The following is a 23,387-nucleotide window of genomic DNA, read 5'->3' on the forward strand; positions in this document are numbered from 1 at the left end:
GGCCTCGACGAAGTCGCCCACGAACTGAACACCCGCCCCCGCCAGACGCTGAGCTGGGCAACCCCAACCCAGCGCCTGGCTCAACTCATCGCGCCCTGACGATTGCACTCACCACTTGACGCCGCCCCGTGCCCGCCGACAACAACTTCATGATCAACGCGAAAGGGCGGGGGTCAGGCGGCGGCGAGGGCGCGGCCGCAGCTGGGGAGGGGGTGCAGGACGATGCGGCGGGGGAGGCGTCGGGGCCACTCGTTCTTGGGCCACGAGCCGTCCACGATCAGGTGCACGGTGCGCTCCTCGGCGCCGCTGAGCCGCAGCACGAAGTCGCGGGGTAGCGGCGCGTCCACGCCGGGCGTGGCCACCATGAACCGGACCCGGCCCCGGGACGACACCGCGGAGATCACGTCTGCGGCCGGCATGGTGCCGCGCAGGCGTACCCGGCCGATCCAGTAGACCTCCGCGGAGTGCTCCTGAGCGGCCCGGGTGATCGCCGGGTACTCGCTGCGTACCCAGCGCTCGACCGCGCCGACGCAGAGCCCGCAGGCCCGCTCCCGCGGCTCCCGCGGACCCAACCCCCAGGCCCGCAGGTACGCCCCGACGGTGCCGGCGTCCATCGCCAGGTCGAACTGGCGCTGGATCAGCGTGGTCAGGCTCTGTCGCGTCCACAGCTCCTCGTCCAGCCCGAACTCGTCGGGGTGGACTCCCCGCAGGGCGTCGATCAGTTCGAGTTCCTGTTCGCGGCTGAGCGTTCCGGGCTCGCCCTGCCGGTGTCCGCGACGGACGGCTGCCACCGCTCCGTCACCGCCGATGGTGTGGCGCCGGCACCAGCTGGTGACCGACCGCCGCGCGTCTCTCAGTGCAACCCCCACGTCCTGCGCAACGAGCCCGAATCGCAACTGGTCACGATATGTGGGGAGAAAAGTCTCCAACGACCGCAATCGGTCGGACCGACCAAAGGCCGCAAAGAGGGTGTAAAGGGACAGCCGTGCGGGTCGGAACGGACGGAGGCCCGCGTCCGCCAAGGGCGGTACGCGGGCCTCCATGAAGCCGGGTGTCGGGATCAGCCGCCCAGGCGCTTGAGGGCGTTCTGGAGGTTGACCAGGTCCGTCTGCTGGGTGTTCTTCATGGTCTGCGCGACCTTGAGCACGTCGTCGTCCCCGCCGTGGTCGAGGATGCCCTGGATCATGTGGATCCCACCCAGGTGGTGCTTGATCATCATGCGCAGGAAGAGCACGTCGAGGTCGTGCCCCTGCGCCGCGCGCAGCTGCGCCATCTCCTGCGGCGTCGCCATGCCGGGCATCAGCCCGTCCCGGAGGCTGTCCCGGCCGTCCGGCATCCAGGCCATCGCCGGGTCGGAGCCGGTCGGGTCCAGCCCCCACGACCGCAGCCAGGTCTGCATGGTGCCGATCTCGCCCTGCTGACCGGTGGCGATGTCGCCCCCGACCTGGCGTACCTCCGGGTCGCTGCCCTTCTGGAAGGCGATCAGCCCCATCTCCACCGCCTGGGCGTGATGGCTGGTCATGTCCCGGGCGAAGCCCGCCTCGGCCGAGCTGTCACCCGGTCGGGTGAGGCTCGGCGTCAGCAGGCCGCCGGCGTACCCGAGGAGGAGACCGACCACGACGGCGGCGGTCAGCGCGAGGACGCCGTAGCGGCGCACGGACCGGCGGCCACCGTCGTCGGTGACCGGGGCCTCGTCGGGTGCGCTGTCCGTCGTCACGGGAGCGGTCATGGTCGTCCTTACTGGGTGGGCTGCGGGTCGCGCGGGGTGGTGCCGGTGGCCGTGATGCCCTGGCCGCAGTTGGCGTTCGGGCCCTCGACCGAGGCGTTGACGCGCAGGGTCTTGATGAAGTCGTCGATCCGGCCGTCGTCGGCGTTGTCGACCTTGAGCTGGTAGCCCCAGGCCTGCAGCGAGATCGGCTTGTCCAGCCCGTCGAACGGGCTGAGCATCAGCTTCTCCTTGCCCTGGACCCTGGTCTTGAGCTTCGTCACCTGGTCGGCCGGCAGGTCGGAGCGGTACGTGATCCAGACCGCGCCGTGCTCCATGCTGTGCACCGCGTGCTCGCTGGCGATCGGGGCGTCGTAGACGTCACCCATGCAGTTCTGCCAGGCTGCGTTGTGCGGGCCGGCGACCGGCGGGTTGACGTCGTACTTGATCGGGCCCTGCTGGTGCTGGCCGCCCTGGACGAGCTTGGCGTCCTTCTTCCGGAAGTCGACGATGCCGTCGATGTCGGCGGCCCGCTTCTCCCACGGCTTGGAGCCCTGGAAGGCCGCGTACGCGCCGTACCCGATGATCGCCGCGGCGAGCACGCCGACGGCCACGAAGAGCGCGATCGGGCCCCAGGACCGGCCCTGGCTCACCTTGACCGGCGTGACCGGCTTGCGGGGGCCCTTGCCACCCGAGGTCTGGCGGGGGGAGCCCGCCGACTTGCCGGCCCCGGGCTTGGCGCCGGACGCGGGCCGGCCAGCCGCCGGCTTCTTGCCGGTGCTGACCACGGTCGGACGGCGCTCCGGGCCGCCCGGGGTGCTGATGCTCATGGTGCCTCGTCAGGTCGGTCGGTCAGGGGAGCCGCGGGGCCGGTTCACATCCTGGTCGCCGCCGCGGGTGCCGAGTCTACCCCCGATAACATGGTTCGGTGACTCCCGCAGAACTCGCCGAGGTCGTCCTCTCCGCAGCCCACGCCGTCTTCACCGAGCGGGGCCTGGACCCTGCCGCGCTCCCGGAGCGGACGGCGGTGGAGCGACCGCGCAATCCCGAGCACGGCGACTACGCCTCGACGCTGGCGTTGCAGCTCAGCAAGAAGGTGGGGGTCCCACCGCGGGAGCTGGCCGCCGCGCTGGCCGACCAGCTCGGCCGCGCCCCGGGGGTCAAGTCCGTGGAGATCGCCGGCCCCGGCTTCCTCAACATCCGGCTCGACGCCGCCGCCGCGGGCCAGCTCGCCCGGTCGATCGTCGAGGCCGGCGCGGAGTACGGCCGCAGCGACGCCCTCGCCGGCCAGAAGATCAACCTCGAGTTCGTCTCGGCCAACCCCACCGGCCCGGTGCACATCGGCGGCGTCCGCTGGGCGGCCGTCGGTGACGCGCTGAGCCGGCTGCTCCGCGCCACCGGCGCCGACGTGGGCACCGAGTACTACTTCAACGACGCCGGCTCCCAGATCGACCGGTTCGCCCGGTCGCTGCTCGCCGCCGCGAAGGGCGAGCCGGCCCCCGAGGACGGGTACGGCGGCGCGTACATCGCCGAGATCGCCGAGCAGGTCCGCGCCGTCCGGCCGGACGTGCTGGAGCTGGACGACGCCGCCGCCCAGGAGGTCTTCCGGGTAGAGGGCGTCGCGCTGATGTTCGCCGAGATCAAGTCCTCGCTGCGCGCCTTCGGGGTGGAGTTCGACACCTACTTCAACGAGAAGGACCTGCACGACCGCGGTGAGCTGGACCACGCGCTCAACCGGCTGCGGGAGCAGGGGCACCTCTACGAATCCGAGGGCGCGACCTGGCTGCGCACCACCGACTTCGGCGACGACAAGGACCGGGTGCTGCGCAAGTCCAACGGCGAGTGGACGTACTTCGCCGCCGACTGCGCCTACTACCTCGACAAGCGCGAGCGCGGCTTCGAGCGGGTCGTGATCATGCTGGGCGCCGACCACCACGGCTACATCGGCCGCATGAAGGCGATGGCGGCCTGCTTCGGCGACGACCCGGAGCGCAACCTGGAGATCCTCATCGGCCAGCTGGTCAACCTGGTCCGCGAGGGCGCCCCGGTGCGGATGAGCAAGCGGGCCGGCACCGTCGTTACCCTGGAGGACATGGTTGACGCGATCGGCGTCGACGCCTCCCGGTACGCGCTGGCCCGCTACTCCAGCGACTCCCCGATCGACATCGACGTCGAGCTGTGGACCCGGGCCACCCGTGACAACCCGGTCTACTACGTGCAGTACGTCGCCGCCCGGACGGCCAGCGTCGGGCGCAACGCCGCCGAGGTCGGGCTGACCCGCGGCGACGCCGCCGGCTTCCGGGCCGAGCTGCTCGGACACGAGAAGGAGAACGAACTGCTCAAGGCGCTCGCCGAGTTCCCGGCCGTGGTGGCCACCGCCGCCGAGCTGCGGGGGCCGCACCGGGTGGCCCGCTACCTGGAGGAGCTGGCCGGGGCGTACCACCGGTTCTACGACAACTGCCGGATCCTGCCGCGCGGCGACGAGGAGGTCACCGACCTGCACCGGGCCCGGCTCTGGCTCAACGACGCGACGCGGGTGGTCATCGCCAACGGCCTGCACCTGCTCGGCGTCACCGCTCCGGAGAGGATGTGAGCATTCGTGCGCGCGCATGAGGCCGGTGCCCTGCACGGCGACATCGGCAGCCGGCCGGCGTGGCTGCGTACCCCGGCCGACGTCAACGCCCTGGTGCCGCAGCTGTGGCCGCGTAACGTGACGCGCGCCGACGACGGCGCGCTCGCCGTCGCCGGCCTGGGCATCCACGACATCGCCGCCGAGTACGGCACCCCGCTGTACGTCCTCGACGAGGACGACCTGCGCTCGCGCTGCCGCGACTTCCGCGCCGCCTTCCAGGACGTCGACGTCTACTACGCGGGCAAGGCGTTCCTCTGCCGGGCCGTGGTCCGCATGATCGCCGAGGAGGGCCTGCACCTCGACGTCTGCACCGGCGGCGAGCTGGCCACCGCGCTGTCGGCCGGGATGCCGCCGGAGCGGATCGGCTTCCACGGCAACAACAAGTCCGTGGCCGAGCTGACCCGGGCGCTGGACGCCGGGGTGGGCCGGATCATCCTCGACTCGTTCACCGAGATCGACCGGCTCACCGCGCTGGCCCGCGAGCGCGGGGTACGCCCCGGCGTGCTGATCCGGGTCACCGTCGGCGTCGAGGCGCACACCCACGAGTTCATCGCCACCGCGCACGAGGACCAGAAGTTCGGCTTCTCGCTCGCCGGCGGGGCGGCCGCGGCGGCCGCCTTCAAGGTGCTCGACGAGGGCGTGCTCGACCTGCGTGGCCTGCACTCGCACATCGGGTCCCAGATCTTCGACGCCAGCGGCTTCGAGGTCTCCGCCCGCCGGGTGCTCGCCCTGCAGGCACAGATCCGCGACGCCCGCGGGGTGGAGCTGCCCGAGCTGGACCTCGGCGGCGGCTTCGGCATCGCGTACACCACCCAGGACGACCCGGCCTCGCCGCAGGAACTGGCCAAGCGGCTGCGCAAGATCGTCGACGGCGAGTGCGCCGCCGAGCGACTGGCCGTGCCGCACCTGTCCATCGAGCCCGGGCGGGCGATCGTCGGCCCGGCCGTGTTCACCCTCTACGAGGTGGGCACGGTCAAGGACGTGGACGGGATCCGCACCTACGTCAGCGTCGACGGCGGGATGAGCGACAACATCCGCACCGCGCTCTACGACGCCTCGTACTCGGCCACGATGGCGAACCGGGCGTCGGTGGCCGAGCCGATGCTCGCCCGCGTGGTGGGAAAGCACTGTGAGTCCGGGGACATCGTGGTGAAGGATGAATTCCTGCCCGCCGACGTGCAGCCCGGAGATCTTGTCGCGGTGCCCGGCACGGGTGCGTACTGCCGCAGCATGGCCAGCAACTACAACCACGTGCCCCGCCCGCCGGTGGTCGCGGTGCGGGACGGCCGGGCCCGGCTGATCGTCCGGCGGGAGACCGAAGAGGACCTGTTGGCATTGGATGTTGGATGACGTCACCTGTGCGTTTGGCGCTGCTCGGCTGCGGGACCGTGGGCAGCGAGGTGGTCCGGTTGCTGCACGAGCAGTCGGCCGACCTCGCCGCCCGGATCGGCGCCCCGCTGGAGATCGCCGGCATCGCCGTACGCCGGGTCGGGCGCGACCGCGGTGACCTGCCGGTCGACCCGGCGCTGTTCACCACCGACCCGCTCGGGCTGATCAAGCGCGACGACATCGACGTGGTGGTCGAGGTGGTCGGCGGTATCGAGCCGGCGCGCGGCTGGCTGGTCGAGGCGCTGCGGGCCGGCAAGAGCGTGGTCACCGCCAACAAGGCGCTGCTCGCCGAGGACGGCGCGGCCCTGCACGACGCGGCGGCCGAGGGCGGCGCCGACCTCTACTACGAGGCCTCGGTGGCGGGGGCGATCCCGCTGCTGCGCCCGCTGCGCGACTCGCTGCACGGGGACCGGATCAACCGGGTCACCGGCATCGTCAACGGCACCACCAACTTCATCCTCTCCGCGATGGACGCCACCGGCGCCGGCTTCGCCGAGGCGCTGGAGGAGGCCACCGAGCTCGGGTACGCCGAGGCGGACCCGACCGCCGACGTGGAGGGCTTCGACGCCGCCGCCAAGGCCGCCATCCTCGCCTCGCTGGCGTTCCACACCCGGGTCACCGCCGCCGACGTGCACCGCGAGGGGATCACCGAGGTGACCGCCGCGGACGTGGCCAGCGCCCGGGCGATGGGCTGCACGATCAAGCTGCTCTGCATCGCGGCCCGGGGCGCCGACGCCGCGGGCCGGGAGACGGTCAGCGTGCGGGTGCACCCGGCGATGATCCCGCTGACCCACCCGCTGGCCAGCGTCGGCGACGCGTTCAACGCGGTCTTCGTCGAGGCCGAGGCGGCCGGGCAGCTGATGTTCTACGGCCGGGGCGCCGGTGGCGCGCCGACGGCCAGCGCCGTCCTCGGCGACGTGGTGGCGGTGGCCCGCAACCGGCTCGCCGGGGCGCGGGCGGCCAGCGAGTCCGCGTACGCCGACCTGGCGGTGCGGCCGATGGGGGAGGCGCTGACCCGCTACCACATCAGCCTCGACGTGGCCGACCGTCCGGGTGTGCTGGAGGCGGTGGCCGGGGTGTTCGCCCGGCACGAGGTCTCCATCGCCACCGTGCGGCAGGGCCCGGCGGGCGGCGGGCCGGCCGGTCGGGGCTCCGACGCCGAGCTGGTCATCGTCACCCACGTCGCGCCGGACGCGGCGCTCGCCGCGACCGTACGAGAGCTGCGCGGGCTGGACATCGTCGGATCGGTGACCAGCGTGCTGCGGGTGGAGGGCGGGCAGTAGGGCGTCCCGTCTGGTGGGTGGCGGCGGGTGCGCCGGTCGCCGCCCCGGTCGGTTGGTCCAGGCTTGAGACACCCCCGATTGGGACGGGGCGAGGCGAGGAGAGCGACATGTGGCGCGGTCTGATCGAGACGTACCGGGACCGACTGCCGGTCACCGACGCCACCCCCGTCGTCACCCTGCACGAGGGGAACACGCCGCTGCTGCCCGCGCCGGTGCTCTCCGCCCGGCTCGGCTGTGACGTGCACCTGAAGGTCGAGGGGGCCAACCCGACCGGCTCGTTCAAGGACCGCGGCATGACCGTCGCGGTGTCCAAGGCGGTCGAGGCGGGTGACAAGGTGATCATCTGCGCCTCCACCGGCAACACCAGCGCCTCCGCCGCGGCGTACGCGGCCCGGGCCGGGATCACCTGCGCGGTGCTGGTGCCGCAGGGCAAGATCGCGCTGGGCAAGCTGGCCCAGGCGCTGGTGCACGGGGCGAAGCTGCTCCAGGTCCAGGGCAACTTCGACGACTGCCTGTCGCTGGCCGCGAAGCTCGCCCAGGACTTCCCGGTGGCGCTGGTCAACTCGGTCAACCCGGACCGGCTGCACGGCCAGAAGACCGCCGCCTTCGAGATCGTCGAGGCGCTCGGCGACGCCCCCGACATCCACTGCCTGCCGGTCGGCAACGCCGGCAACATCTCCGCGTACTGGATGGGCTACGGCGAGGACCTGGCCGCCGGCAACGCCACCCGGGCCCCGAAGATGTACGGCTTCCAGGCCGCCGGCGCCGCGCCGATCGTGACCGGCCAGGTGGTGCACGAGCCGTCCACGATCGCCACCGCCATCCGGATCGGCAACCCGGCGAGCTGGACGAAGGCGGTCGACGCCCGGGACGCCTCGCAGGGCCTGATCGCGGCGGTCACCGACCGGGAGATCCTGTCGGCGTACCGGCTGCTCGCCCGGGAGGTGGGCGTCTTCGTCGAGTTGGGCAGCGCGGCCAGCGTGGCCGGCCTGCTCCAGCAGGCCGCGGCGGGCCGGGTCCCGCCCGGTTCCACGGTCGTCTGCACGGTCACCGGCCACGGCCTCAAGGACCCGGAGTGGGCCATCTCCACCGCCCCCGCCCCGGTCACCATCGCCAACGACGCCCTCGCCGCCGCCCGCTCCCTCGACCTCGCCTAACCCCCCGTCGCCCCGACGGGGTCGAGCGTTGATCATGAGGTCAGCGGCCTGGAACGCGCATTCCTCGGCCGGTAACTTCCTGATCGACGAGCGGGGTGCCGGTGGGTGGGGGCGGCGGTGGGCCGGTGGGGGTGGGGGAAAGTGAATCGGGCACACTCTGCTCACCCCGTCGACCTCCTGCAGGAGTGAGTCCGCCGATGTCGCTGCTCGCCAGATCCAGCCTCGCCAACCGGGGACTGGTCGCCCTGATCGCGGTGGTGACCGCGGCGTTCGGGGCGTTCGCCGTCCCCTCGCTCAAGCAGCAGCTGCTGCCGTCGCTGGAGTTCCCCGGCGCGTTCGTCGTCGCGGTCTACCCCGGCGCCGGGCCGGAGATCGTCGAGTCCCAGGTCACCGAGCCGATCGAGAACAGCCTCCAGGGCCTGCCCGGGCTGGAGAAGGTCACCTCCACCTCGCGGGAGGGTTCGGCGACCGTCTCGGTGCAGTTCGAGTTCGGCACCGACGTCGACGACGCGGCCAACAAGATGCAGACCGCGCTGGGCCGGATCGACGCGCAGCTCCCCGCGGCGGTGGACCCGCAGGTCCTCACCGGGAGCACCGACGACCTGCCCGCGGTGGTGCTCGCCGCCAGCGGCGGCGGCGACGAGCGGGCGCTGGCGGAGAAGCTGCGCAGCACCGTCGTACCCGAGCTGGAGGGGATCGACGGCGTCCGTACCGTCGAGGTGACCGGCGCCCGCGACCAGGTCGTGACGATCACGCCGGACCCGGCGAAGTTCGCCGCCGCGAAGCTGGCCCCGACCGCCATTCCGACGGCGCTGAAGACCAACGGCATCTCCGTGCCGGCCGGCGCGGTCACCGACGGCACCCGGGCGCTCCCGGTGCAGGTCGGCGCCCCGATCACCACCCTGGACGACCTGCGCGGCATCGTGCTCACCCCGAGCGTGCCCAAGGCGCCGCCGGTCCGCCTCGGTGACATGGCCGCCGTGCAGCAGCAGCTCGCCCCGGCCACCGCGATCACCCGCACCAACGGCATCGAGAGCCTCGGCGTCCAGGTGATCGCCGCCCCGGACGGCAACGCCGTGCGCATCTCGCACGAGATCCGGGACCGGCTCGACGCCCTGCGCTCCACCTCCGGCGCCGAGCTGACCGTCGTCTTCGACCAGGCGCCGTTCGTCGAGAAGTCCATCGAGAGCCTGACCACCGAGGGCCTGCTCGGCCTGCTCATGGCCGTGGTGGTGATCCTGGTCTTCCTGCTGTCGGTGCGTTCCACCCTGGTCACCGCGGTCTCCATCCCGCTGTCGGTGGTGGTGGCACTGCTCGCGCTCTGGGTCGGCGACTACTCGCTCAACCTGCTCACCCTCGGCGCGCTCACCATCGCCGTGGGCCGGGTGGTCGACGACTCGATCGTGGTGCTGGAGAACATCAAACGCCACCTGGAGTACGGCGAACCCAAGCGGGACGCGATCGTCACCGCGGTCCGCGAGGTGGCCGGCGCGGTGACCGCGTCGACCCTCACCACGGTGGCGGTGTTCGCCCCGATCGCGCTGGTGGGCGGCTTCGTCGGGCAGCTCTTCGCGCCGTTCGCGATCACCGTGACGGTGGCCCTGCTCGCCTCGCTGCTGGTCTCGCTGACCGTGATTCCGGTGCTCGCGTACTGGTTCCTCACGCCGCGCCGGGCCGGGGCGGACGACGCCGAGGTGCGTCGGGCCGCCGAGGAGAAGGAGCTGCGCAGCCCGTTGCAGCGGGCGTACCTGCCGACGATCGGGTTCGCCACCCGCACCCGCCGGACCCGCTGGATCACCGTCGCGGTGGGGCTGCTGGTGCTGCTCGGCACGTTCGGCCTCGCTCAGAAGCTGGAGACCAACTTCCTGGACGACTCCGGCCAGGACACCTTGAACATCACCCAGGAGCTGCCGGCGGGCGCCGGCCTGGCCGCCACCGACCAGGCCGCTCGTCGGGTCGAGGAGGTGCTCGGCCGGACCGACGGCGTCGAGACGTACCAGGTCACCGCGGGCGGCAGCGACCAGCCGTGGCTGGCCGGCGGGGGCAACAACACCGCCCGCTGGTCGGTGGCGCTCGACGGCGACACCGACGCCAAGGAGATGAAGGAGATCCTGCGGGAGAAGTTCGACGCCCTCGGTGCCGAGGGCGGCGAGCTCACCTTCGGCCAGGGCCAGGGTGACCAGCTGGAGCTGGTCGTCCAGGCCGCCGACCAGGAGACGCTGGCCAGGGCCGCCGAGGAGGCTCGCGCGGCGATGGCCGGCACGCCGGACGTCGAGGACGTCTCGACCAGCCTGGCGACGCGGGTGCCCCGCGTCGACGTCAGCGTCGACCGGCTCGCCGCGGCCCGGGTCGGGCTGAGCGAGGCGGCGGTCGGACAGCTGGTGTCGCAGGCGTACCGGGGTGCCCCGCTGGGACGGGTGACGCTGGACGGCGGTCAGCAGGACGTGGTGCTGCGGACCTCGGCCACCCCGCCGACGACCGTGGAGCAGCTGCGCGCCCTGCCGGTCGGTCCGGTCAAGCTGGACGACATCGCGGACGTCACCCAGGGCGAGGGACCGCAGCAGGTCACCCGGATCGACGGCGAGCGCAGCGTGTCCGTCACCGGCACCGCCACCGGCTCCAACCTGGGAGCGATCACCCAGGAGCTGCGGAAGCGGATCGCCGACATCGACGTGCCCGGCGCGACGGTGACCGTCGGTGGCGCGAGCGCCGAGCAGGAGGACGCCTTCGGCGACCTGGGCCTGGCGGTGCTGGCCGCGATCGCGATCGTCTTCCTGATCATGGTGGCGACCTTCCGCAGCATCACCCAGGCGCTGATCCTGCTGATCTCGATCCCGTTCGCCGCGACCGGCGCGATCGGCCTGCTGCTGGTCACCGGCACCCCGCTGGGCGTGCCGGCGCTGATCGGCGTGCTCATGCTGGTCGGCATCGTGGTGACCAACGCGATCGTGCTGCTGGACCTGGTGAACCAGTACCGGGCGCAGGGGATGGGCGTGACCGAGGCGGTGGTCGAGGGCGGCCGGCGGCGGCTGCGTCCGATCCTGATGACCGCGGTCGCCACCATCTTCGCGCTGCTGCCGATGGCACTCGGGCTGACCGGCGAGGGTGGCTTCATCTCCCAGCCGCTGGCCGTGGTGGTGATCGGCGGTCTGCTCACCTCGACGCTGCTGACCCTGGTGCTGGTGCCGACGCTCTACACCATGGTGGAGCGCACCAAGGAGTCGCTGCGGGCCCGCCGGGCCCGGCGGGCCGGCGGCCCGGCCCCGGTCGAGCCGGCCGCGCCGGCCGCCGCCGGGGACGAGGGCGACGTGCCGGTCCCGGCCGGGGTCGCCGCCACCGGTACGCCGGCCGCCGGGTCGCCGGCCCGGCCGGTGCCCTCGGCCGCGCTGCTGGACGGCACGGACCAGTTCGAGGTGCTGCGGCTGCCGAAGAGCCGGCGCTCGCCGCTGCCGCCGACCGAGGAGTAGTCCGACCCACGCACAGCGCCCCCGGCCCGTACCACCGGCCGGGGGCGCTGTGCTGTCCAACCTCCCGACAGCCGGCCGTGACCGTCGGTCCTGCGCCGGCGTTGCGGCGGCCCCGTACCGTCGGTTGTCGATCATCTACTTCGGACGACCACACGGGCGACACCTTCGTCACCGTCTCCCAGCTGGTGCGACGCACCGCCGCGGTGTAAGCGGCCGGGTAAGGTTCGGGCACGTGTCGTCCACCTTCTCGGTCCTCACCCGCAACCGGAACTTCCGCAACCTCTTCCTGGCCGAGCTGGTGGTCTTCGGCGCCGACTGGTTCGTCATGGTGCCGCTGCTGGTGCTCCTGCCGAAGCTGACCGGCAGCGGCGTCTGGGGCGCGCTGGTGCTCGCCCTGGACACCGGGGTGGTCGCGCTGCTGCTGCCGTACACGGGAACCATCGCCGACCGGTTCGACCGCAAAAAGATCATGATGGTGGCGAACGTCGCCGCCCTGCTCGGGGTGCTGCTCCTGCTCGGCGTGCGCAGCGCCGGTACCGCCTGGCTGGCCATGCTGGCGATCGCCGCGGTGGCGGTGGCGAAGGCGTTCTACTCGCCGGCCGCGCAGGCCGCCCTGCCCAACGTGCTCGACCCGGACGAACTGGCCGCCGGCAACGCAATCGCCGGCTCCGCCTGGGGCACGATGACCGTGGTCGGCGCCTCGCTCGGCGGCGTGCTGAGCGCGGCGGCCGGGCCGTACGCCTGCTTCTGGGTGGCGGCGGTCGGCCTGGCGCTGGCCGCGGGCCTGGCCGCGCGGATCCGCCGGCCCCTGCAGGCCCCCCGGGACGCCGACCTGCCGACCCCGCGCACCTGGGCGGCGATCCGGGAGGCGCTGGGCTACATCGGGCACCGGCCGCGGGTGCTGGCGCTGGTCACGGTCAAGTCGGCGGTCGGGCTGGGCAACGGCGTGCTGACCGTCTTCCCGCTGCTCGCCGGCGTGTACGCCGTCGGCCCGGTCGGCGCCGGCCTGCTCTTCGCGTTCCGGGGCGCGGGGGCGCTGGTCGGGCCGATCCTGATGCGCCGGGTGCTCACCAACCGGGCCTGGCTGCTGCCCGGCCTGGCCGCGTCGATGTCCCTGTACGGCCTGGCCTACCTGGGCGCCTCGGTGGTCGGCTGGTTCCCGCTGGTGCTGGTCCTGGTCTTCGTGGCCCACTTCGGCGGTGGCAGCAACTGGGTGCTGTCGAACTTCGCCCTCCAGGGCGAGGTGCCGGACCGGCTGCGCGGTCGGGTCTTCGCCACCGACATGATGCTGGCGACGCTGGCCATCTCGGTCAGCCAGCTGGTGGTGGCCTCGGTGGTGGACCTGGTCGACGAGCGGGTGGTGCTCGCCGGCTGCGGCCTGGTGACGCTGGTCTACGCGGTGGGCTGGCGGATCGCCACCCGTCGCCTCTCGCTGTCCGACCCGGCCACGGAGGCGGCGCCCGCGTCCGCCCCCTGACCGCCGGCGGGCGTTCGGCGGATCAGGTCCGGTCGGGCGTGGCCGGGGGCGCGGGCAGGTCGGAGCCGCCCCACTGGGTGGCGGGCGGAGCCGGCGACTGCGGGGCGGGGTCGGGGTGGTCCGCGTCGTCCCCGGCCGGCGGCGTCCAGCCCGCCCAGTCGACGGCGGGCGCGGCGACCGGCCGGCCGGCGAACGCCGCGGCGACGAGCAGGCCGAGCCCGACCGGATATCCGATCGCCCACAGCACACCGACGGCGAGGCTGAACAGCCGTAACTGGCGGTACCCGCCGCCACCGGCCCAGCCGACATCGAGCAGGTGCGGCAGGACAAGGTTCAAGGTCAGACTGAGCAGGCTGACCGCCAGCAGCACCGCAATGCCCGAGATCATCAGCGCCCGGGCCCGGCGGGGCAGCCGGCCGCGGCGCGCCACGGCCAGCACCAGGCCGGTCACCAGCACGGCCAGGGTGGGCAGTTCCCCGGCGATTTGCAGGATCGAGAAACCGAAGAGTTCCATGCCGCCTCCGTCTGACCGTGGGTCGGGCCAGGCTAGCGGAAAGATCAGTTCCCACGCTCCGGGCGGAACCCCGCCACGTCGGTCCCGGGCCCTAGCATGAGCCGGTGCCGTTGACTTTCGCCTCCGGGCCGGTCCGCGTCCGGGTCCCCGCCACCAGCGCCAACCTGGGCCCGGGCTTCGACGCGCTGGGCCTCGCCCTCGGGCTGCACGACGACGTGGCGGCCGAGGTGACCTCGGGCGGCGTACGGGTGTCGGTGACCGGCGAGGGCGCCGGTGAGCTGCCGGCGGACGACCGGCACCTGGTGGCCCGCGCCATGCGCGCCACCTTCGACGTGCTCGGCGGTCAGCCGCCGGGGCTGGCGCTGGAGTGCGTCAACCGGATCCCGCAGGCCCGTGGACTGGGCTCCTCGTCGGCGGCGATCGTGGCCGGGGTGCTGCTGGCCCGCGCGCTGGTCACCGACGGGCCGGAGCGACTCGACGACGACGCGGTGCTCCGGCTGACCGCCGAGATCGAGGGCCATCCGGACAACGTGGCCCCCTGCCTGCTGGGCGGCTTCACCGTGGCCTGGACGGAGCCCGGCGGCGCGCGGGCGGTGTCGCTGCCCGTCGCCGGGGGGATCCGGCCCACCGTCTTCGTCCCGGCCGAGCGCGGGCTGACCGCGACCGCCCGGGCGGCGCTGCCGGTGACCGTTCCGCACGCCGACGCCGCGCAGAATGCCGGTCGGGCGGCGCTGCTGGTGCACGCCCTGACCGCCGAGCCGGCGTTGCTGCTGCCGGCGACCGTCGATCGGCTGCACCAGGACTATCGCGCGCCCGGGATGCCGGGGACGGCCGCCCTGGTCAACGCGTTGCGTGCGGCGGCTGTGGCGGCTGTGGTCAGTGGGGCGGGGCCGACGGTGCTGGCGCTGGGCGAGCCGCCGAGCGGCTTCCAGGCGGGAACAGACTGGCAGGTCTGGCGGTTGTCGGTAGAGGTGCGCGGCGCAACGGTCGCGCGGGGTAGACTGGGACACGCCGAGCGGGACCCTGTTGCCGCAGGTCGGAAGAGTTGATTACGCTCTAGACTTAGCACAGCCGCGAAGCATGCGATCTCCCTGCGGGTCGGCGCACCCCCGAAGCTCTCGGCGGTAAGCCCGTCACCCCTGCCAAGGCCCACGCCGCACCGCAGTTTCCAGAGGTCGCCGCAGACGGCGAGACCTGCTCACCGATGCTGGTGAGTCGGGAAACCGACCAGCTGCTGTGCCACAGACTCCCGCGACGTGTCCATGCGAGGCGGGTGCACCGAGGCCGCCCGGCCACCTGAGCTTGTCGACTCCGGGCAGTCCCGGCCTATCGAGGGAAGGAATCCATTGAGCGACACCACCGACGTGACGTCGGATGTTTCCAACGTCGCTGGCGATGCCACCACCGCTGCCCCCGCCCGTCGTCGACGCAGCGGCACCGGCCTGTCGGCGATGCTGCTGCCAGAGCTGCAGAGCCTGGCCGCGTCGCTCGGCATCTCCGGGACGGCGCGCATGCGCAAGGGCGAGCTGATCAGCGCGATCACCGAGCGGCAGCAGGGCGGCGCCGCCGGCGCCCCTCGACCGCGGGTCGAGGTCGCGGCCGCGGCCGCCCCCGCCCGTGGAGAGGTGCACGCCGAGGTTCGCGAGACCGGTGAGCGGGCTGCCGAGCAGGCTCCCGCCGCACCGGCCGCCGCCGGTGAGGCCGAGGGCCGTACCCGGACCCGGCGCAGCCGGGCCGCCGCCGAGGGTCGTCCCGCCGAGGGTCGTCCCGCCGAGGGCCGTGCCGCCGAGGCGCGGACCGAGGAGGCTGCTCCGGCCGAGACCGGCGAGCGTGCCGAGCGCGGTGTCGAGCGCGGCGAGCGGGCCGAGCGCGGCGAGCGTGTCGAGCGCGGTGACCGGGCCGAGCGCGGCGAGCGTGTCGAGCGCGGTGACCGGGCCGAGCGCGGTGAGCGGGCCGAGCGCGGCGAGCGTGTCGAGCGCGGTGACCGGGCCGAGCGCGGCGAGCGCAACGACCGCGGTGAGCGGGCCGAGCGTGACCGCACCGACCGGGGCGACCGCAACGACCGCGGTGGCGACCGGGCCCAGCGTGACAACGACACCGACGAGGACGGCGAGGGCGGCGGCCGGCGTGGCCGGCGCAGCCGGTTCCGCGACCGTCGGCGTGGCCGCGGCGAGCGGGCCGAGGGCGGCGACGGTGGCCGCGAGGGCGGTCGCGAGCCGCAGGTCAGCGAGGACGACGTGCTCGTCCCGGTGGCCGGCATCGTCGACATCCTCGACAACTACGCCTTCGTCCGGACCACCGGCTACCTGGCCGGCCCGAACGACGTCTACGTCTCGATGTCCCAGATCAAGAAGTACGGGCTGCGCCGCGGTGACGCGATCACCGGTGCGGTGCGGGCCTCCGCGCGGGACGGCGAGCAGCGGCGGGACAAGTACAACCCGCTGGTCCGGCTGGACACCATCAACGGCATGGAGCTGGACGAGGCCAAGCGTCGTCCCGAGTTCTACAAGCTCACTCCGCTGTACCCGCAGGAGCGGCTGCGGCTGGAGACCGAGCCGCACATCCTCACCACCCGGGTGATCGACCTGGTCATGCCGATCGGCAAGGGGCAGCGGGCGCTGATCGTGTCGCCGCCGAAGGCCGGTAAGACCATGGTGCTGCAGGCGATCGCGAACGCCATCACGCACAACAACCCGGAGTGCCACCTGATGGTGGTGCTGGTGGACGAGCGGCCCGAAGAGGTCACCGACATGCAGCGCACGGTCAAGGGCGAGGTCATCGCGGCCACGTTCGACCGTCCGCCGCAGGACCACACCACGGTGGCCGAGCTGGCGATCGAGCGGGCCAAGCGCCTGGTCGAGCTGGGGCACGACGTGGTCGTGCTGCTCGACTCGGTGACCCGGCTCGGCCGGTCGTACAACCTGGCGGCGCCGGCCAGCGGCCGGATCATGTCGGGTGGTATCGACTCCACCGCGCTCTACCCGCCGAAGCGCTTCCTCGGCGCGGCCCGCAACATCGAGAACGGCGGCTCGCTGACCATCCTCGCCACCGCGCTGGTGGAGACCGGGTCCATGGCGGACACGGTCATCTTCGAGGAGTTCAAGGGCACCGGTAACGCGGAGCTGAAGCTGGACCGGAAGATCGCCGACAAGCGGACCTTCCCGGCCGTCGACGTCAGTGCGTCCAGCACCCGCAAGGAGGAGATCCTGCTCTCGCCGGAGGAGCTGGCCATCATCCACAAGCTCCGCAAGGTGCTGCACTCGCTGGACTCGCAGGCGGCGCTGGACCTCCTGCTGGACCGGCTCAAGAAGTCCCGCACCAACATCGAGTTCCTGATGCAGATCGCCAAGTCGACGCCGGGGGAGTGACCTCACCCGGGTGAGACCCGCGAAGGGCACGGCCACACCGGCCGTGCCCTTCGTCGTGTCCCCGGCCGGTGGACTCTGGAATTTTCCTTCAATTCAGTCCCCAGGTATTGAAACTTCTGTGCACCGCCGGGTTGACTGTCGTCCATGCGTACCCGCAGCCGAACCGCCCGCCTTCCCGGCGTCCTGCTGTTGACGCCGCTGCTCGCGCTCGCCGGGGCCGTCCCGGCGTCCGCCGCGCCGCCCGCCGCCGGCACCGCCGCCGAGGACGCGCCCCGCGCCTCGTCGTACCCGGCCGCCGCGGTGGCGCTCGCCCCGGCCGGCGTCGCGCTGGCCGACGGCCTGGAGACCGCCCGGACCACCCGACCGGTCGCGCCCGGGCTCGACCTCACCTCCTTCGACCGGTACGACGCCGCCGGCTGGCTGCGCGCCGATGCGCTCACCGCCGACCTCACCGGCGGGCTGACGGTCGACTACGTCAACTCCGGGGAGGTGGCCCGGGCCGAGCCGCTGCGCGGCGCGGTCGACCGGTCCCGGGCCGTCGCCGCGGTCAACGGCGACTTCTTCGACATCAACAACTCCGGTGCCGCGCAGGGCGTCGGCATCCGCGCCGGCGAGCTGATCCAGTCGCCGGTCGCCGGCCACCACAACGCGGCCGCGATCACCGGCGACGGCCTCGGTCGGGTGGTCCAGGTGCACTTCGACGGCACCGCGACGCTGCCGGCCGGCCCGGTCACCCTGACCCAGTTCAACAACATGGTGCAGGCCAACGGCGTCGGCGTGTTCACCGCGCTCTGGGGGTCGTACCCCCGGCGGCGGGCGGTGGAGGGCGCGGCCCGGGTGACCGAGGTGGCGGTCCGGGACGGCCGGGTCGCCACCGTCGGCGCCGCGGCGGGCGAGGGGCCGATTCCGGCCGGGACCACCGTGCTGCTCGGCCGGGACGCGGGCGCGGACGCCCTGGCCGCCCTGCGCCCGGGCGACCCGATCGACCTGACCTGGAAGCCGAAGCCGTCCGAGGGCGGCGACCTGCGCGCCGCCGTGGGCGGCGGCAACGTCCTGGTCCGCGACGGGGCGGTGCAGACCATCGCCGACCCGACTCTGGCCCCGCGCACCGCCGTCGGCTTCTCCGCCGACGGGCGGCGGATGATCCTGCTCACCGCGGACGGGCGCCAGCTGGACAGCCGGGGCGTCACGCAGACCGAGATGGGCGAGATGATGGCCGGGCTGGGCGCGTACCACGCGCTCAACCTGGACGGGGGCGGCTCGTCCACCCTGCTCGCCCGGGAGCCCGGCGCGGCGGCCGTACAGGTGGAGAACAGCCCGTCCGACGGCACCGAGCGCGCGGTCCCCAACGGGCTGGCGGTCTACGCCCCTGAGGGCAGTGGACGGCTCACCGGGTACTGGCTGGAGACCGCGAGCGACCCGACCGCCGCGCCGGGCGTCGCGCCGGTGCGGGGCGGCCGGCCCGACCGGGTCTTTCCCGGACTGACCCGCCGGCTGACCGCCGCGGGCTACGACGAGACGTACGGCCCGGCGGAGGGCGCGCCGACGTGGCGGGCGAACCCGGCGGCGCAGGGCACCGTGGCCGACGGGCTCTTCCGCGCCGGCGCACCCGGCCGCAGCACCGTCACCGCCTGGCGCGGCGATGCCCGGGGCACGGTCGAGCTGACCGTGCTCGGCCCGCTGGCCCGGGTCGACTCCACCGTGGACCGGGTCGGCCTGAACCGGGCCGGCGACAGCGGGCTGTTCGGCGTGGTCGGCTACGACGCCGAGGGCAACACCGCGCCGATCGAGCCGGCCGACCTGAAGCTGGAGTACGACCCGAAGCTGCTGGCGGTCACCCCCACCGCCGACGGCAACCTGTCGGTCAAGGCCCTCGGCGACAGCGGCTCCGCCCTGGTCACCGTCCACGTCGGCCGGCACGCCACGGTGCTGCCGGTGACCGTCGGGCTGACCGACGTGCCGGTGGCCGGCTTCGACGACGCGGCCTCCTGGAGGTTCAGCCAGGCCCGGGCCAGCGGCGCGGTCGCCCCGGCGCCGGGGCACACCGGCACCGGCCTGCGGATGACGTACGACTTCAGCCGGTCCACCGGCACCCGGGCCGCGTACGCCGACCCGCCGGCCTGGATCACGGTGCCCGGCCAGCCGCAGGCGTTCGGCATGTGGATCCACGGCAACGGCACCGGCGAGTGGCCCAGCCTGCACCTGCACGACGCGCAGGACACCCAGCACGTGCTGCGCGGCCCGCTGGTCACCTGGAAGGGCTGGAAGTACGTCGAGTTCGCGGTGCCGCCCGGCGTGCAGTACCCGGTGCGGGTCCGCCGGTTCTACGTGGCGGAGACCAACCCGGCGGCGCAGTACACCAGCGAGGTCATCATCGACGACCTGGTGGCGAAGGTGCCGCCCACCCTCGACGCGCCGGCCGAGCCGCCCCGTACCGATCGGGTGGTGCTGCGCGACGGCACGGTGGACGGCGCGCCCTGGCGCTTCGCGGTGATGTCCGACGCCCAGTTCGTCGCCGCCGACCCGGACAGCGACCTGGTCGCCCAGGCCCGCCGTACGCTGCGCGAGGTGAAGGCGACGAAGCCGGACTTCCTGGTGATCAACGGCGACTTCGTGGACACCGCGTACCCGGCGGACTTCGCGCTGGCGAAGCGGCTGCTGGACGAGGAACTGGGCGGCGAGCTGCCCTGGTACTACGTCCCGGGCAACCACGAGATCATGGGCGCGCCGATCGACAACTTCCGCGCCGTCTTCGGCGACACCCAACGGGTCTTCGACCACGAGGGCACCCGGTTCGTCACGCTGAACTCGTCCACCGGGTCGCTGCGCGGCGGCGGCTTCGACCAGGTCCGGATGCTGCGCGAGGCGCTCGACTCGGCCGCCGCCGACCCGGCGGTCGGCTCGGTGGTGGTACTGCACCACCACCCGCCCCGCGACCCGAGCCCCGCCAAGGCCAGCCAGCTCGGCGACCGCAAGGAGGCGGCGCTGCTGGAGCAGTGGCTGGCCGACTTCCAGCACCGCACCGGCAAGGGCGCCCTGTTCGTCGGCGGGCACGTCGGCACCTTCCACGCCGACCGGGTGGACGGCGTGCCGTACGTGATCAACGGCAACTCGGGCAAGAACCCGTCGACGCCGCCGCAGCTCGGCGGCTTCACCGGCTGGACCGAGTTCGGCGTGGACCCGGTGACCCCGGCCGAGGCCGACCGGGCCCGCCGGGATCCGCTGGTCGAGGGGCCGCGCTGGGTCGCCGCGGAGTTCCACGCCCACACCGACCGGCTCGCGGTGAGCGCGCCGGCCGCCGTGCCGGTGGGGACGCCGGCCACGGTGACCGCGACGCTGACCCAGCCGGGCGGCCGTACCGTCCCCGTGGCGGCGCCGGTCAGCGCCGACTGGTCCGCCTCGCCGAACGTCCACATCGGAGATGCCGACGGGGTGCGGCCCTGGCACGTGGCCCGCTTCGACCCGGCCACCGGGCAGCTGGCCGCGTTGCGGGCCGGCGCGCAGGTGCTGCTCGCGGTGACCGTGAACGGCGTCCGAGCCGAGGCGACGGTCGCGCTGACGGCGGCGGAGGCACCTGGGGAGGCACCCGCCGCCTGACCGGCCCGGCGTACGCCGGGCATTCCGCCCGCCGGTCGGCCCCCTGCGGCGAGGGGCCGACCGGCGGTGCGCTCCGGCCCGGTCGTCGGTTCCTCGGCGAGCGCCGACCGGCGGCGCGTCTCGGCCCGGTCGAGGACGGTGCGCCGAGCGCTCAGAAGTCGCCCTCGGCGACCTGGAAGACGGTCAGCCCGAGCGACCGCCACATCCGCACCACCTGCTGCCGGTCGTCGAAGACCCCGGCCACCCGGTAGCGGTCGCGCACCTCACGCTCGTAGATCTCCTGCTTCACCACGGCGTCCTTGCGGGAGTCGCCCACCGCGCGCAGGTGCAGACCGAGGTACGGCACCCGCACGTGCCGGTCCAGCCAGGCCACGGTGGCGTCGCGGGCGGTGGCGTCGCGTCCGGAGCAGAAGATCACCCCGTACCCGGCGGCGTGCATCGCCCGGACCGCCGCGATCACCGCCTCGTTGGGCTCGTCCTCGCCCACCCGGGTCATGTCGTACGGGCTGCGGGAGACGTTCAGCGCGACCGTGCCGTCGATGTCGACCAGCACGATCTCCGGCGGGCCGGCCGGGGTCGCGTCGACCGTGCCGGCCCGGCCGGTGCGGGCCGTCGGCACCGGCAGCGGCAGCGGCCGGTTGGCCAGGTAGCGCTCGTGCAGGCGACGGATGGCCGGCTCGCCGACCCGGTCCGCCTCCGCCCGCACGGCGTCGCGGCGCAGGCACTCGTCCAGCGGTACGTCGGTGAAGTCGTGCACCTCGAAGTCCGCGTCGTACCGGGCGGCCAGGTCGGCCCAGTCCCGCAGGGTGCGCGAACGCAGGTTGGTGTCGTCCACGCAGACGCTGACCCCGGCCCGCAGCAGCGCCTCCACCTGGGCCCGCTGGGCGAGCGTCACCTGGTACTCGGCCCGCTGGGTGAACAGCCGCTCACCGTGCAGCATCCGGCGCAGGTCGTCGCGGTTCACCCGGGCCACGGCCGGTTGCAGGGTACGGGCGAAACTGGTCTTGCCGGAGGCGGGCAACCCGCGGGTGGCGATCAGTCGGGGCATCCTGCCCAGCCCACTCCGGTCAGGGACGAATCGGGCACGATCCCACCGTACGCCGGGGGCGGGAATGCTGGTCCCCGGTGGCGGGAATGCGAGCAGGGAGGCGGGCGTTTCCACTGCCGGACCGATCGTGCGGCCCGCCTGCCGGGTCGGCTCACGCCCATGGCACACTGGTCAATCGGCCACCGGTTCCGGTTCACGCCCGAGTCCGTCGCGCACCAGGCGACGGGGAGATCAGCGGCGACCCGGCGACCATCGACGAAAGGACCGAGGCGACATGAAGCCCAACATCCACCCGGAGTACGTGACCACCGAGGTCTCCTGCTCCTGCGGTAACACCTTCTCGACCCGCAGCACCGCCAAGGGCGGCTCGATCCACGTCGAGACCTGCAGCGCCTGCCACCCGTTCTACACCGGTAAGCAGCGCGTCCTCGACACCGCCGGCCGGGTCGCCAAGTTCCAGCAGAAGTACGCCAAGGTTCAGGCGAAGAAGGCCAAGTAGCTCCACCGACGACGCCCGTGTCCGGCTTCGGCCGGGCACGGGCGTTCGTCCGTTCCGCCCCCGGTTACGCCCGTCCGTCCGTCGAAGGAGCATCCCCCGCATGAGCAGCGAGCGCCTGGCTTCCCTCCTCGACGAGTACGCCGAGCTGGAGAAGCGGCTGGCCGACCCGGCCATCCACGCCGACCAGGGCACCGCCCGCCGGGTGGGCCGCCGGTACGCCGAGCTGGTCCCGCTGCACAAGGCCGCCGGTGAGCTGGAGCAGGCCCGCGCCGACCTGGCCGCGGCCCGGGAGCTGGCCGCCGAAGACCCGTCCTTCGCCGCGGAGGCGGAGTCGATCGCGGCGAGCCTGCCGGCACTGGAGGAGCGCCTGGCCGAGCTGCTGATCCCGCGCGACCCGCACGACGCCAAGGACGTGATCATCGAGATCAAGGCCGGCGAGGGTGGCGAGGAGTCCGCGCTCTTCGCCGGCGACCTGCTGCGGATGTACAGCCGGTACGCCGAGCGGCACGGCTGGCTCACCGAGGTGATCGACGCGCAGGACTCCGACCTGGGCGGGGTCAAGGACGTGTCGCTGGCGATCAAGACCAAGGGCGTCCCGGAGGGCGGCAACGGCGTCTGGTCGCGGCTGAAGTGGGAGGGCGGCGTGCACCGGGTGCAGCGCGTGCCGGTCACCGAGTCGCAGGGGCGCATCCACACCAGCGCCGCCGGCGTGCTGGTGCTGCCCGAGGCCGAGGACGTCGACGTCACCATCGACCCCAACGAGCTGCGGATCGACGTGTTCCGCTCGTCCGGGCCGGGCGGCCAGTCGGTGAACACCACCGACTCGGCGGTCCGGATCACCCACCTGCCGACCGGTGTGGTGGTCTCCTGCCAGAACGAGAAGTCCCAGCTGCAGAACCGGGAGCAGGCGATGCGCATCCTGCGGGCCCGGCTGCTCGCCGTCGCCCAGGAGCAGGCCAACGCCGCCGCCTCGGACGCCCGCAAGGCGCAGGTGCGCACGGTGGACCGCTCGGAGCGGATCCGCACCTACAACTTCCCGCAGAACCGGATCACCGACCACCGGATCGGCTACACGGCGTACAACCTCGACCTGGCGCTCGCCGGCGACCTGGACAGCGTCCTGGACGCCCTCACCGAGGCCGACCGCGCCGCCCGCCTCGCCGGCGACCCCGAACTGACCCGCCGCTGACCCGACCTCCCCACCGGGCCCCCACCCGCCCATCCACCACGCACTTTCAGAGAAAGCGTGGC

16 protein-coding genes are annotated in these 23,387 nt (G+C 73.4%); 11 read left to right on the forward strand and 5 right to left on the reverse strand.

Annotated features, from left to right (window positions below):
• Positions 1 to 173: 173 nt before the first annotated feature.
• The 3 genes from KBX37_RS25975 to KBX37_RS25985 form a co-directional block, all read right to left on the reverse strand.
• Positions 174 to 869 carry a winged helix-turn-helix domain-containing protein gene (locus tag KBX37_RS25975; RefSeq protein ID WP_210778529.1) on the reverse strand — a complete coding sequence of 232 codons (696 nt, stop codon included), beginning with the start codon at positions 867 to 869 and terminating at the stop codon, positions 174 to 176.
• A 191-nt stretch (positions 870 to 1,060) separates the two neighbouring features.
• Entirely contained in the window at positions 1,061 to 1,729 is a 669-nt protein-coding gene (locus tag KBX37_RS25980) for a DUF305 domain-containing protein (RefSeq protein ID WP_210778517.1), read from the reverse strand.
• Between the two features lie 8 nt (positions 1,730 to 1,737).
• Positions 1,738 to 2,535, reverse strand: a complete 798-nt coding sequence (locus KBX37_RS25985; protein WP_154942256.1) for a DUF3105 domain-containing protein — start codon at positions 2,533 to 2,535, stop codon at positions 1,738 to 1,740.
• A gap of 98 nt (positions 2,536 to 2,633) precedes the next feature.
• Between KBX37_RS25985 and argS the strand changes: the two genes are divergently transcribed.
• From argS to KBX37_RS26015, 6 genes are all read left to right on the forward strand, one after another.
• Complete coding sequence (gene argS / locus KBX37_RS25990; protein ID WP_210778518.1) at positions 2,634 to 4,298, forward strand: arginine--tRNA ligase; 1,665 nt, start codon at positions 2,634 to 2,636, stop codon at positions 4,296 to 4,298.
• Between the two features lie 6 nt (positions 4,299 to 4,304).
• Positions 4,305 to 5,687 carry a diaminopimelate decarboxylase gene (gene lysA, locus KBX37_RS25995; protein WP_210778519.1) on the forward strand — a complete coding sequence of 461 codons (1,383 nt, stop codon included), beginning with the start codon at positions 4,305 to 4,307 and terminating at the stop codon, positions 5,685 to 5,687.
• An 8-nt stretch (positions 5,688 to 5,695) separates the two neighbouring features.
• Entirely contained in the window at positions 5,696 to 7,009 is a 1,314-nt protein-coding gene (locus KBX37_RS26000) for a homoserine dehydrogenase (protein ID WP_210778530.1), read from the forward strand.
• 107 nt (positions 7,010 to 7,116) lie between these two features.
• Complete coding sequence (gene thrC / locus KBX37_RS26005) at positions 7,117 to 8,166, forward strand: threonine synthase (RefSeq protein ID WP_210778520.1); 1,050 nt, start codon at positions 7,117 to 7,119, stop codon at positions 8,164 to 8,166.
• A 197-nt stretch (positions 8,167 to 8,363) separates the two neighbouring features.
• Positions 8,364 to 11,633, forward strand: a complete 3,270-nt coding sequence (locus KBX37_RS26010; RefSeq protein ID WP_210778521.1) for an efflux RND transporter permease subunit — start codon at positions 8,364 to 8,366, stop codon at positions 11,631 to 11,633.
• 232 nt (positions 11,634 to 11,865) lie between these two features.
• A complete protein-coding gene (locus KBX37_RS26015) occupies positions 11,866 to 13,110 on the forward strand; it encodes an MFS transporter (protein WP_210778522.1) in 1,245 nt (414 codons plus the stop codon).
• A 22-nt stretch (positions 13,111 to 13,132) separates the two neighbouring features.
• On the opposite strand, the gene KBX37_RS26020 is transcribed toward KBX37_RS26015, so the two are convergent.
• Positions 13,133 to 13,624, reverse strand: coding sequence for a hypothetical protein (locus KBX37_RS26020; RefSeq protein ID WP_210778523.1), 492 nt, complete (start codon positions 13,622 to 13,624; stop codon positions 13,133 to 13,135).
• 104 nt (positions 13,625 to 13,728) lie between these two features.
• On the opposite strand from KBX37_RS26020, the gene thrB reads away from it, so the two are divergent.
• The 3 genes from thrB to KBX37_RS26035 all read left to right on the forward strand — a co-directional run bounded on the left by thrB (position 13,729) and on the right by KBX37_RS26035 (position 20,589).
• Complete coding sequence (thrB, locus tag KBX37_RS26025; protein WP_210778524.1) at positions 13,729 to 14,673, forward strand: homoserine kinase; 945 nt, start codon at positions 13,729 to 13,731, stop codon at positions 14,671 to 14,673.
• Between the two features lie 297 nt (positions 14,674 to 14,970).
• Positions 14,971 to 16,992 carry a transcription termination factor Rho gene (gene rho, locus KBX37_RS26030; RefSeq protein WP_210778525.1) on the forward strand — a complete coding sequence of 674 codons (2,022 nt, stop codon included), beginning with the start codon at positions 14,971 to 14,973 and terminating at the stop codon, positions 16,990 to 16,992.
• A 144-nt stretch (positions 16,993 to 17,136) separates the two neighbouring features.
• On the forward strand, positions 17,137 to 20,589 hold the full coding sequence (locus tag KBX37_RS26035; protein ID WP_210778526.1) for a phosphodiester glycosidase family protein: 3,453 nt from the start codon (positions 17,137 to 17,139) through the stop codon (positions 20,587 to 20,589).
• Positions 20,590 to 20,740: 151 nt separating this feature from the next.
• On the opposite strand, the gene KBX37_RS26040 is transcribed toward KBX37_RS26035, so the two are convergent.
• Positions 20,741 to 21,637, reverse strand: coding sequence for an AAA family ATPase (locus KBX37_RS26040; RefSeq protein WP_210778527.1), 897 nt, complete (start codon positions 21,635 to 21,637; stop codon positions 20,741 to 20,743).
• Between the two features lie 274 nt (positions 21,638 to 21,911).
• Here KBX37_RS26040 and rpmE point away from each other — a divergent pair, with 274 nt between their 5' ends.
• Entirely contained in the window at positions 21,912 to 22,136 is a 225-nt protein-coding gene (gene rpmE / locus KBX37_RS26045; protein WP_088960558.1) for a 50S ribosomal protein L31, read from the forward strand.
• A gap of 100 nt (positions 22,137 to 22,236) precedes the next feature.
• Positions 22,237 to 23,325 carry a peptide chain release factor 1 gene (gene prfA / locus KBX37_RS26050; protein ID WP_210778528.1) on the forward strand — a complete coding sequence of 363 codons (1,089 nt, stop codon included), beginning with the start codon at positions 22,237 to 22,239 and terminating at the stop codon, positions 23,323 to 23,325.
• Positions 23,326 to 23,387 lie beyond the last annotated feature (62 nt).

Origin of the sequence: Micromonospora sp. U56, from assembly GCF_018070095.1 — a bacterium.
Taxonomy (GTDB): domain Bacteria; phylum Actinomycetota; class Actinomycetes; order Mycobacteriales; family Micromonosporaceae; genus Micromonospora; species Micromonospora purpureochromogenes.